Source organism: Streptomyces colwelliae (assembly GCF_048158785.1).
GTDB lineage: Bacteria > Actinomycetota > Actinomycetes > Streptomycetales > Streptomycetaceae > Streptomyces.
The window spans coordinates 1-10,190 of sequence record NZ_JBLTJC010000363.1; the positions used below are offsets into that span (position 1 = coordinate 1).

Annotated in this window: 15 protein-coding genes; 8 read left to right on the forward strand and 7 right to left on the reverse strand. The window is 69.6% G+C overall.

The window, feature by feature from the left end; genetic code table 11:
• The 5 genes from ACNFOC_RS43715 to ACNFOC_RS43735 all read left to right on the forward strand — a co-directional run.
• On the forward strand, positions 1 to 325 hold a 325-nt coding region (locus tag ACNFOC_RS43715; protein WP_416964571.1), incomplete at its 5' end, for a YHS domain-containing protein.
• Between the two features lie 13 nt (positions 326 to 338).
• Entirely contained in the window at positions 339 to 593 is a 255-nt protein-coding gene (locus tag ACNFOC_RS43720) for a toluene-4-monooxygenase system B family protein (RefSeq protein WP_416964572.1), read from the forward strand.
• Positions 586 to 936, forward strand: coding sequence for a Rieske 2Fe-2S domain-containing protein (locus ACNFOC_RS43725; RefSeq protein ID WP_416964573.1), 351 nt, complete (start codon positions 586 to 588; stop codon positions 934 to 936). Before ACNFOC_RS43720 ends, ACNFOC_RS43725 begins: the two co-directional genes overlap by 8 nt.
• Positions 933 to 1,247, forward strand: coding sequence for an MmoB/DmpM family protein (locus tag ACNFOC_RS43730; RefSeq protein ID WP_416964574.1), 315 nt, complete (start codon positions 933 to 935; stop codon positions 1,245 to 1,247). The genes ACNFOC_RS43725 and ACNFOC_RS43730 overlap by 4 nt, the downstream gene beginning before the upstream one ends.
• A 65-nt stretch (positions 1,248 to 1,312) precedes the next feature.
• Positions 1,313 to 2,320, forward strand: a complete 1,008-nt coding sequence (locus ACNFOC_RS43735; RefSeq protein WP_416964575.1) for a ferritin family protein — start codon at positions 1,313 to 1,315, stop codon at positions 2,318 to 2,320.
• A 73-nt stretch (positions 2,321 to 2,393) separates the two neighbouring features.
• Here ACNFOC_RS43735 and ACNFOC_RS43740 read toward each other — a convergent pair whose 3' ends face one another.
• From ACNFOC_RS43740 to ACNFOC_RS43755, 4 genes are all read right to left on the reverse strand, one after another.
• Positions 2,394 to 2,945 carry a YciI family protein gene (locus tag ACNFOC_RS43740; protein WP_416964576.1) on the reverse strand — a complete coding sequence of 184 codons (552 nt, stop codon included), beginning with the start codon at positions 2,943 to 2,945 and terminating at the stop codon, positions 2,394 to 2,396.
• Between the two features lie 83 nt (positions 2,946 to 3,028).
• Positions 3,029 to 4,033: an alpha/beta fold hydrolase gene (locus tag ACNFOC_RS43745; RefSeq protein ID WP_416964577.1), complete on the reverse strand. Its 1,005-nt coding sequence runs from the start codon at positions 4,031 to 4,033 to the stop codon at positions 3,029 to 3,031.
• 50 nt (positions 4,034 to 4,083) lie between these two features.
• The gene (locus tag ACNFOC_RS43750) at positions 4,084 to 4,728 is read right to left on the reverse strand and encodes a molybdopterin-dependent oxidoreductase (RefSeq protein WP_416964578.1); all 645 of its coding nucleotides are present in this window, start codon (positions 4,726 to 4,728) and stop codon (positions 4,084 to 4,086) included.
• A 147-nt stretch (positions 4,729 to 4,875) separates the two neighbouring features.
• Entirely contained in the window at positions 4,876 to 5,295 is a 420-nt protein-coding gene (locus ACNFOC_RS43755; RefSeq protein ID WP_416964579.1) for a TOBE domain-containing protein, read from the reverse strand.
• 231 nt (positions 5,296 to 5,526) lie between these two features.
• On the opposite strand from ACNFOC_RS43755, the gene ACNFOC_RS43760 reads away from it, so the two are divergent.
• Complete coding sequence (locus ACNFOC_RS43760; RefSeq protein WP_416964580.1) at positions 5,527 to 6,216, forward strand: M24 family metallopeptidase; 690 nt, start codon at positions 5,527 to 5,529, stop codon at positions 6,214 to 6,216.
• Positions 6,217 to 6,244: 28 nt separating this feature from the next.
• Positions 6,245 to 7,093 carry an MOSC domain-containing protein gene (locus ACNFOC_RS43765; protein ID WP_416964581.1) on the forward strand — a complete coding sequence of 283 codons (849 nt, stop codon included), beginning with the start codon at positions 6,245 to 6,247 and terminating at the stop codon, positions 7,091 to 7,093.
• 24 nt (positions 7,094 to 7,117) lie between these two features.
• On the opposite strand, the gene ACNFOC_RS43770 is transcribed toward ACNFOC_RS43765, so the two are convergent.
• Together ACNFOC_RS43770 and ACNFOC_RS43775 are read right to left on the reverse strand one after the other, a co-directional pair.
• Positions 7,118 to 7,741 (reverse strand): dihydrofolate reductase family protein, encoded by a 624-nt coding sequence (locus ACNFOC_RS43770; RefSeq protein WP_416964582.1) that lies wholly within the window; start codon positions 7,739 to 7,741, stop codon positions 7,118 to 7,120.
• Between the two features lie 117 nt (positions 7,742 to 7,858).
• Complete coding sequence (locus tag ACNFOC_RS43775; RefSeq protein WP_416964583.1) at positions 7,859 to 8,011, reverse strand: Arc family DNA-binding protein; 153 nt, start codon at positions 8,009 to 8,011, stop codon at positions 7,859 to 7,861.
• Between the two features lie 28 nt (positions 8,012 to 8,039).
• Here ACNFOC_RS43775 and ACNFOC_RS43780 point away from each other — a divergent pair, with 28 nt between their 5' ends.
• Positions 8,040 to 9,395, forward strand: a complete 1,356-nt coding sequence (locus ACNFOC_RS43780; protein WP_416964584.1) for an RNA-guided endonuclease InsQ/TnpB family protein — start codon at positions 8,040 to 8,042, stop codon at positions 9,393 to 9,395.
• A 38-nt stretch (positions 9,396 to 9,433) separates the two neighbouring features.
• On the opposite strand, the gene ACNFOC_RS43785 is transcribed toward ACNFOC_RS43780, so the two are convergent.
• The coding region (locus ACNFOC_RS43785) for a DUF4982 domain-containing protein (RefSeq protein WP_416964585.1) at positions 9,434 to 10,190 on the reverse strand (757 nt) is incomplete at its 5' end.

The window sequence follows — 10,190 nt, forward strand, 5'->3', positions numbered from 1 at the left end:
CCCCGAGACCCTCCCCGCCCTGTGCAGCGTCACCCAACTGCCCCTCGGCACCGCCATGTCCCGCGACCGGCTCAACCCCGTCTCCCTCGTCCGCGACGGCCGGATCCACCACTTCGACAGTGAGATCTCCAAGTGGTGCTTCGAGCAGGAACCCGAGCGCTACGCGGGCCACCGCACGGTCGTCGACCGGTTCATCGGCGGCGACATCCAGCCCATGGACCTGCCTGGCGCACTGGCGTGGATGGGTCTCACCCCGGACGTCATGGGCGACGACACGGACGGCTACCGCTGGGCGCGCGAGTACGCCAACGACCCGAAGGCATAAGGGGTTCATCCACATGGCACTGTTCCCCATCGTCGGCAGACTGGTCGGCGACTTCATCCCGCACCTCGTGGCGGTCGACACCGACGACACCATGGACACCGTCGCGGAGAAGGTGGCCGTGCACAGCGTCGGGCGACGGGTGGCGGCTCCGCCCGGCGTCCCGTCGTACGACGTGTATCTCGACGACCGGAAGATCGACCCGGCGGTGACGCTCGGCGAACTGTCCCTGCTGCCCCTGCAATGGCTGGACGTGCGGTTCCGTGACTGAGGAGGCGCCCGACTATGTGCCGGTGGCTCCCCAGGACGTCCTGTGGGACGGCGAGATGGAGCCCTTCGAGGTCAACGGCACGGAGATCCTGCTGATCCGCGTCGAGGGTGACTACCTCGCCTATCAGGGCACCTGCCCGCACCAACGGCAGCCCCTCGCCGAGGGCGATCTCGACGGCACGATTCTGACCTGCGCCTTCCACCTGTGGGAGTTCGACGTGCGCACCGGCCGGGGCATCAACCCGCGCGGCTCCTGCCTCGTACGCCACGCCACCCGCATCGCCGACGGCCAGGTGTACGTCAGCCGCCGCCCGTCCGACGAAAGGCCGGCACCCACCCCATGACCGTCTACGAACTCGACAGCGACGCCCCGCTCGACCCCGTCCTCGTCGGCCCGGTGCTGCGTTCCGGGCCGCTGGCGGACGCCGTCATCGAAGCGGTGTCCGACGACAACCCCGACCGGGACGTGTACGTCGTGGACCGCGACGACTATGTCCGCGTCCACACCATGCACGAGTGCCGGCTGACCCGGCGCAGCCTGGAGGAACACCTCGGCGGGACCTTTCAACTCTCCGCCCTGGAGATCGAGATGCCCTCCTTCAAGGGACGGATGCGATCCCGGTCGCAGGAGTACCTGTGGTTCCACAGCGAGTGACGAGGCAGCCGGCGATCAGCCGGCAGTCGATGACGAGGCAGTCGGTGACGAGGTCAGGAGAAGCCATGGCACAGCAGCGCGACCGGCAGCGCGCGACCCGCCTGCGCACCTGGAGCGCCTTCGGCGACCTGGGCCGCCGGCCCAATGAGTACGAGGTCCTCACGCACGGCATGAACCACACCATGGGCGCCACCCCGCTGGAACTCCCGCCCGAGGCGCACGGCAACCGCTGGCTGCGCGACCACCGCGACGGCATGGCCCTGACCGTGCCCGACTGGGACGCCTTCCGCGATCCCGACCGGGTGACGTACGGCAGCTATGTCGCGATGCAGGACGACCGTGAGACGTATGTCGAGGGCCTGCTCGAACGCTTCGACAAGGAACAGCACGACGAACAGCTGACGGCCCGTCAACTCGACCTGCTGGCACTGGCCGTGACCCCGGCCCGCTACCTCGTCCACGGCCAGCAGATGCTCTCCGCCTACCTCCAGCAACTCGCCCCCGGCAGCTACATCGCCACCTGCGCCGCCTTCCAGACCGCCGACCAGCTCCGCCGCGTCCAGCTCCTCGCCTACCGCACCACCCAGCTCGCCCGCACCCACCCCGACCGCGCCTTCGGCCTCGCCGAACGCACGACCTGGGAACACCAACCGGACTGGCAACCGTTCCGCCGGGCCGTCGAGGAAGCACTGGTCGCCTACGACTGGGACGTGGCCCTGGTCGCCTTCCAGCTTGTGGTCAAACCGGTCGCCGACGCCGTACTCCTGCACGGCCTGGCCCGCCGCCTCGACACCGTCGGCGTCCCCCTCGACTCCCTCGTCACCGACGACCTGGGGCGCGACGCCCACCGCGCGGCCCGCTGGACCCGGACCCTGCTGACATTCCTGACCGACGCGGACCCCGGAAACCGGGCCGTCCTCCAGGGCCACCTCGACACCTGGGCCACGTACGGCACCGCCATGGCCGCCGCGGGTGCCCGACTGCTGGGCGCGCCGGACTTCGAGGCCACGGCGCTGGAAGCGTGGGACGAACTCCTGACGGCCGGCGGACTTGCCCGCCCTCGGACGCCGTAGGCGTGAACTCCCGGGATCGAGGGGTCAGTTGGCGATCTGACAGGAATCGGCCATGGCGGTGGTGTCCAGTTGATCAGGAGGGCCGGCCGCCGAACTGCCAGTCGTGCACCTCGATGTCGGCGTACCGGGCCCGGGTCAGCACGGCGCGCGCCGTCTCCGGGTCCGGTGCCCGGAGCAACGCCGCCGTGCCCAGCCAGGTGGCGCCGTCGTCGGACAACAGGGGCCCGTACGCGATCAGTTCGTCCCGGCCGGGCGGCACCGCCAGGTCCACGGCCTGCCCGGCACCGAAGCCGAGCACCAGGTACCGGTTGCCGCCGGTCCGGCCGCCGGGGAAGTCCCACATGGTGCGCCCCAGCATGTTGCGCCACCGGCGCAGCAGTACGTCCCGGTAGACGCCGGCCTGATAGTTGGGCTCGTCGAAGGCGAACGCGCGGGCGGCGGCCGGATCGGGCAGGTCGAGGATGTGCACGCTGCCGGTGGCGGTGTCACCGTCGTCGGCGAGCGTCGGACCCCGGGCGATCATCTCCTTGGCGTACTGGTCCATGTAGGACCAGTGCCGTTCCACCAGTTCGTCGCGCAGGGTGAGGGAACCGGGCCGGTCGCGGTGGTAGCAGAGGAACTCCATGTCCGAAGGATTCCTCGTGGAGGTGACCGGGTCGAGCGGGTTTCCCCGCCCGGCCTTGCGACCGGCTCATGCGGATCAGACGGTCACGACGCGTCCGCTTCCGTTCCCGGGCCACCGCCGGCGGCGCTCTCGCAGGTCGTGAGGAAGTCGATGAGCGCCGCGTTCACCTCGACGGGGCGTTCCTGCTGGGTCCAGTGGCCGCAGCCGGGCAGTTCGATGGGTGCGCGTACCAGGCTGGGCATGAAGTTCGGAAGCTGGGCGATGATGTCGCGCGCGCCGGGGAAGGCGGGGACGAGGTCGCGGTCGCCGAAGATATAGAGGGCGGGCCGGGTGACGACGGCGTTGTTCCAGGGCGCGGTCAGGTCCCAGTTGCGGTCGAGGTTGCGATACCAGTTCAGGGCGCCGGTGAAGCCCTTGGAGAAACTCTCGGTCAGCGTGTCGAGATCCTCCTCGGTGAGCCACTCCGGCAGCACCTCGGGGTCCTCCATGTCCGCGAGCCAGCCCTTCTCGGGGTCGACCAGAGGCTGCATGATCTCGCCGGAGGGGGAGGCCGAACCGGAGGCGGAGTAGAGGAACTTGCGGAGAGTGGTGCGGGTGTCCCTCCCGAACTCGGCGTCGGCGACGCCCGGTTGGTCGAAGTAGTTCCAGTAGAATCTGCCCTGGAAGATCTCCTGCATCATCGCCAGCGGACGCTGCGTCCCCCGGTACGGCGGCGGCACGCTCAGCCCGGCCACCCCGAGCACCAGGTCCGGCCGCAGCAGCGCGGTGTGCCACGCGACCGGCGCACCCCAGTCGTGCCCGACGACATACGCCTTCTCCTCGCCCAACTCCTGGATCAGACCGACGACATCGCCGACCAGGTGGAAGATGGTGTACGCGTCGACCTCGTCCGGATGGTCACTGCTGCCGTATCCCCGCTGGTCGGGGGCGACCACATGGAACCCCGCGTCGGCCAGAGCGCCGATCTGGTGATGCCAGGAGTGCCATGACTCCGGGAAGCCGTGCAGGAGTATCACCAGGGGGCCTTCACCCTGCTCGGCGATGTGCAGACGGATGCCGTTCACGTCGACAAAACGATGCGTAACCATGCGGACGAGGCTACGTGTCGTGCCTGTCGAGCCGCGTGGCGGGTTTCGGCCTAACGGCCGGGACGCTGTGCCTCCTCGCCGTCCTGCTCCTGGTAGGAGTAGCGCTGCTCCTTCCACGGGTCGGCGATGTTGTGGTAACCGCGCTCCTCCCAGAACCCGCGCCGGTCCTCGGTGAGGTACTCGATGGCGCGCAGCCACTTGGGGCTCTTGTAGCCGTACAGATGCGGCACGACCAGCCGCAGCGGGAAGCCGTGTTCGGCGGTGAGGGGCTCACCGTTGTGGTGCGTGGCCAACAGGGTCTGCGCGGCCGTGAAGTCGGCGAGACGGAGGTTCGTGGAGTAGCCGTACTCCGCCCACGCCATGACATGCGTGACCTCCGGCGCGGGCGGTACCAGCTCCAGGACGGTGCCGGCGGGGATGCCGTACCACTCGTGGTCGGTGGAGGTCGGGCCGGACGCGCAGTGCAGATCGGCGACGACCGTGACATGCGGCAGCGGCGCGAGCTCGTCGAACGTCCAGAGGTGCTCGGCACCGTCGGCCGTGGCGCCGTGGACGCGCAGGTTCCAGCGCTCGGGGCGGAAACGGGGGACGGGCCCGTAGTGCGAGACCGGCCAGCCGTGCACATGACGCTGGCCGGGCGGAACGGGACGGGACGCGTCGGCGGCCTCGGCCGTACCTTGTCGGTCGCTTGCCACGGGTGGCGCCCCTTCTCCGCTGGTCTCCTGGTTACGGCTGCCTTTCCCGAGCAGCGTAGGCGCTCACCCGGGACGGGGCCGACGCCGGGTCCCGGTGCGCGCCCACGCGTCGCTCGTCACGCGAATCGCGGCTACGGCGGCCCCGCGTCAGACGGTCGCCAGGGACACCTCGGTCGACTTGATCAGGGCGACGACCGGCGAACCGGTCCGCAGCCCCAGGTCGCCGACCGCGTCCTTCGTGATCGCCGCGGTCAGCTCGCCCCCGTCGACCGTGACCTTGACGACGGCCATCGCCCCGCCGGTGGCGACGTCGCTGACCGTGCCGGGCAGCTGGTTGCGGATGGACACCCCCTCCACCCGGCTCGTGGCGAGCGCGACCTCGGTGGACTTCATCATGGCGCGCACGGCCGTGCCCTCGGCGAGTCCCAGATCCTTCACGGCCTCCAACGTGATCGCCGCGGTGAGGTCCTGGCCGCCGTCGAGGCGCACCTTCACGGCCGCCATCACCGCGCCGGGCGTGACGGCCGTGACGGTGCCGGGAATCTGGTTGCGGATGCTCAAGCTCATGACGGAACGCCTCACAGAGAAAGGTCTGGATTGCCGGATTTATCACCAGCTGTGAGTCCACAAGCTAGCCGCTCAGATCCCGCCCGTCACAGACCCCGTCGCATCCACCGCCTGGGAGTTTGCTTCGTCCTGGCAAATCAGAGGAACCCCGCGGACAGCAACGCCGAGGACCAGAATCCCGCCGTGGCGAATCACGTTGCCGAGAACGATCTAGCTGGCTAGGTTCGCCCCATGGCTGATGACGAACCCACGCGGGCCGCCGGTCTGCTCGATGCCCAGGCCAAGGCCGCGCTGCTCTTCACGGAGGTCGAGGAACGCGGGCTGGTGGCGCCCGGCGAGGGGGAGCGGGCGGTCAGCGACCGGGTTCGTGACCTCGCGAACGAGCTGTTCGGCACGACCCGGCACTGGCACAAGCGGATCGTGCGCTCGGGGCCGAACACGCTCGCGCCGTACAAGGAGAACCCGCCGGACCGGGTCATCGGTGCGGACGACATCGTGTTCGCCGACTTCGGGCCGATCTTCGAGGAGTACGAGGCCGACTTCGGGCGGACCTTCGTGCTGGGCGACGACCCGGTCAAGCACCGGCTGCGCGACGACCTCCCCAAGGTGTTCGCGGCCGGCCGGCGCTTCTTCGAGAACACCCCGGACATCACCGGCGCACGCCTGCACACCGAGGTCGCCCGCCTCGCGGACAAGGCGGGTTGGGAGCTGGGCGGCTGGCATGCCGGGCACCTGGTCGGCGAGTTCCCGCACGAGACGATCGAGGGCGCGCACGTCGAGTCGTACGTCACCCCCGAGAACGACACCCCCATGCGCCGCACGGACAAGGCCGGCCGTACCTGTCACTGGATCCTGGAGATCCATCTCATCGACCGCGAACGGGGATTCGGCGGTTTCTACGAGGAACTCCTCACCCTCTGACGGTAGTTGGCTCGGCGATAGTTGATCCATGGGCACTGTGACGGCGCTGTACCGGTATCCGGTCAAGTCGATGCTGGGCGAGGCCGTGATCGCCGTTGCGGTCACGGAGAACGGACTGTCCGGGGACCGGGTCTACGCCGTCCTCGACGGGACGGGCGCGGTCGGCAGCGCCAAACACCCCCGGAAGTGGGGCGAGTTGCTGCGCTGCCGGAGCCGGCTCGACGACTCCGGTGTGGTCCGGGTCGTCCTGCCGGACGGCACCACCCTGCCGGTCGAAGCCCCCGACCTGGACGCGGAGTTGTCCAAGCTGCTGGGCCGGCAGGTGTCCGTCTCCGGCGTCGTACCGGAGCACAGCCGACTGGAGCGCGCCGTACCCGAGTACGAGGGCGGTGTCCCGGACGCCGTACGGGAGTCGGCGACCGTCGACGCGACGGGGGAGAGCATCACGACGGGCGGTGTCGCGCCGGGCACGTTCTTCGACTTCGGCCGGGTCCATCTCGTCACCACGGCTGCCCTGGACCGGATGCGGAGCGTGTATCCCGCCGGGGACTTCGACGCCCGCCGCTTCCGGCCGAACCTGGTCGTCGACACCCTTGGCGGGCCCGGCTTTCCGGAGGACGCCTGGGTGGGGTCGCGGCTGCGGGTGGGGGAGGCGCTGTTCCGCGTGCTGGTCCCCACACCTCGCTGCGTGATCCCCACCCTCGGCCACGACGAACTCCCGCCGGACCCCGGCCTCATGCGCGCGGTCGCCCGGGAGCACCGCATCCCGGTGTTCGACCTCGGCCGGCTGTCGTGCCTCGGTGTGTACCTGGACGTGCTGGAGTCGGGGACGGTGCGGGTGGGCGACCCGATCGCGTTGGAGGAGACGGCCGCGTGACACCCCCACACGACGGACGACGGGTCAGTCTTCGGCCCTGCCGAAGCGGTACTTCAGGTGCGTGGCGAGGGGCGTCTCGACCACCCTGACCGGCTCGACGCGCCGCGGTCCCGCGCCCGGGCCTTCGAAGAGCCGTAGGCCCGCGCCGAGGAGGGCGGGCACCACATGGAGTTGGAGTTCGTCGATGAGGCCCTCCCCGAGGTACTGGTGCACCGTGCTCGCACCGCCCGCGATGTCGATGTTCCGGTCACCGGCGACGGCCTTCGCCCGGTCGAGCGCGCTGTGGATGCCGTCGGTGACGAACGTGAAGGTGGTGCCGCCCTCCTTGACGAGGGTCGGCCGGGGGCGGTGGGTGAGGACGAAGACCGGGGTGCGGAAGGGCGGGTTGTCGCCCCAGAACTCCTCCCCGGTGTCGTACATCATCCGGCCCATCACCACTGCTCCGGTCGCGTCGAACCACTCCCGCATCAACTCGGAGTCGCGATTCTCCGCCCCACCGGTCATGCCCTGGCGCTCCCGCCAGCTCGCCAGATTGTGGATCCACTCGAAGAGCGGCTCGGCGCCGTCGCCGCCCGGGTTGTCGATGCTCACGCCGGTGCCGGCGATGTAGCCGTCGAGGGAGATGGCCAGATCCGCGGTCACGGTCACGATGGTGCTCCTGAGTCGTGGAGGTACTGCTGCTTCCACCTCGTTTTCTCGCAGGGTGCCCCGGCTTTCAGGCCGGGGGTGAATGCGAGCCCCTGTGGAGCAGGGCGGGAGTAGCGGCTATGCCCCCGGGGTGGAACGGCGTTCGTTGTCCTCGGCCTCGCGTCGCACGAGGGATACCAGCCATGAGTTGAGGGAGCGGTCGTCTGTGGCGGCCAGCATCTTGGCCTTGTCGTACAGGTCGTCAGGGAGTCTGAGATTCAGCTTGATCATGCGTCAAGTGTGGCCCTAAAGTAGGGCCATGTCACGTTTCCGGATGTATCCGACGAGTGAGCAGGCGGGCATCATGCTCGGCCACTGCGCGCACGCCCGGTACGTGTGGAACCTGGCCGTCGAGCAGCACTCCCACTGGCGCAGGGGCAGGAAGGCGGCGCCGGATTTCGCCGAGCAGTGCCGTCAGCTCACCGAGGCCCGGCGGGAGAACGAGTGGCTGCGTGAGGGCAACGCCGATGTGATGCAGCAGGCCCTCAAGGACTTCGCGCGGGCCAAGAACGCCCGCTTCACGTCCGGGTTCGGTGAACCGACCTGGCGCAAGCGGTTCCAGCACGAGGGCTTCCGCGTCATCGGCACCCACCGTGTTCCCGAGTCCGGACCGGACGGTTCACCGAAGCTGAACCCGAAGTCGGGCAAGCAGGTCATAGGGCGCTCGGTGGTGGTACGGAAGCTCAACCGCCCCTGGGCGCAGGTGAAGGTGCCCGGCTGCGGCTGGGTCCGCTTCCGCCTCACCCGCACCGGCCTGCCGGACGCGAAGACATTCCGCGTCACCTTCCGCAACAACCAGTGGCACATCGCCTTCGCCGTCCTCCCCGTACCACTCCCCGCGCCCGCCACGGGCGAGATCATCGGCATCGACCGGGGCGTGGCCATCACGGCTGCCCTCTCGGACGGGCGCAGGCTCAACTGCCCCCAGCTCACCGTGAAAGAGCGGGCGCAGATCCGCAAGCACCAGCGCCGCGCCGCCCGCGCCCCGAAAGGCAGCGAGCGGAAGAGTGCCGAGTATGCGAAGGCCGCCAGACTCAAAGCCCGCGACGCCGACCGGCGCAAGGACTGGTGCGAGAAGACTGCAACCATGCTCGCCCGGACCTACGGCCTGATCCGGTTCGAGAAGCTGAACATCAAGAACATGACCGCCAAGGCCAACCCGAAGCCGGACCCGGGGCAGTCCGGTACGTTCCTGAAGAACGGCCGGGCCGCCAAAGCCGGGCTCAACCGGGCGATCCTCGCGCAGGGCTGGGGCCTGCTGCGCCGACGCACGGAGGACAAGGCCCCGGGAAGGGTCGAGGACGTACCCGCTCCTTACACCAGTCTGCGTTGCTCCGCCTGCGGGTGGATCGAGAAGAAGTCGCGCAAGAGCCAAGCCGACTTCGTCTGCGTGTCCTGCGGGTTCACCTGCAACGCCGATGAGAACGCAGCAGTCAATGTCGCGGCAGGACAGGGCGGGATCCCCCGCCCCCGGCGTACCGCCGGTGCCGGAGGGGTGACAGCGGCCACCAGCCGTTCGAACGCCCGTGAACCTCAACCCACCCGGGTTGGAATCCCCCTACTTTTAAGAGGCGGAGGATGTCAATCTCACGTCGATCGGGAGCCGGCGAATTAAACATGTCGCCCCTCCTGAGAATGGGGCGGCATTGTCCGCTACTCGACGGTGACGACCATTTCGACCGGAGCGCACTCCGGCGCCGAGGCGGTCAGGCGGATCTTGCCGGGGCCGGTCGGGCGGAGGACGGCGAGGGCGCGGCCTTCGTAGGTACGGCGCTCGGTCGCGTCGAAGCGCTCCTGAGTGGAGGGATCGGCGCTGCCGAAGCCCGACAGGACGCCCGCGCCGGAGACTTCGAGGCGCACCGGGCGGTCGGCCGCGGTGTGGAGGATGCCGTCGGGGTCGGTCAGGCTGAGGGTGACGTACGCGAGGTCCCCGCCGTGTGCCGTGATGTGCGGACGGTCGGGTTCGGCGCGCAGCCGCACCGTGCCGGTCGCGGTGCGCAGGACGGTGCGGCCGGTCTCGGCGCCGTCGCGGTAGGCGATCGCAAGGAGTTCGCCGGGTTCGTACGACGTCTCGAACTCGGCGCGGAAACGGTGACCCTCGCCCACTGGTTGGCGCCCCAACGAGCGCCCGTTGGCGAGGAGTTCAACCTCGTCGGCGTCGCCGTAGACCTCGATCGTGACCGGTTCGCCCTCGGAGCCGGGCCAGGTCCAGGTGGCGACGGTGTCGCTCCACGCCCACGGCGTCCCGGCCCAGGCCTTGCCATGGTGTTCGGGGCGACGGACCGCGATGTAGGGCTGGACGCGCAGGCCGAAGACGATCTCGCGGTAGTAGGAGGCGGGGCGGCGGTGGCCGGTGATGTCGAGGTCGCCGCAGCCCGCGAGGAGGTAGGGGTAGGGAGCGGTGTGGGCG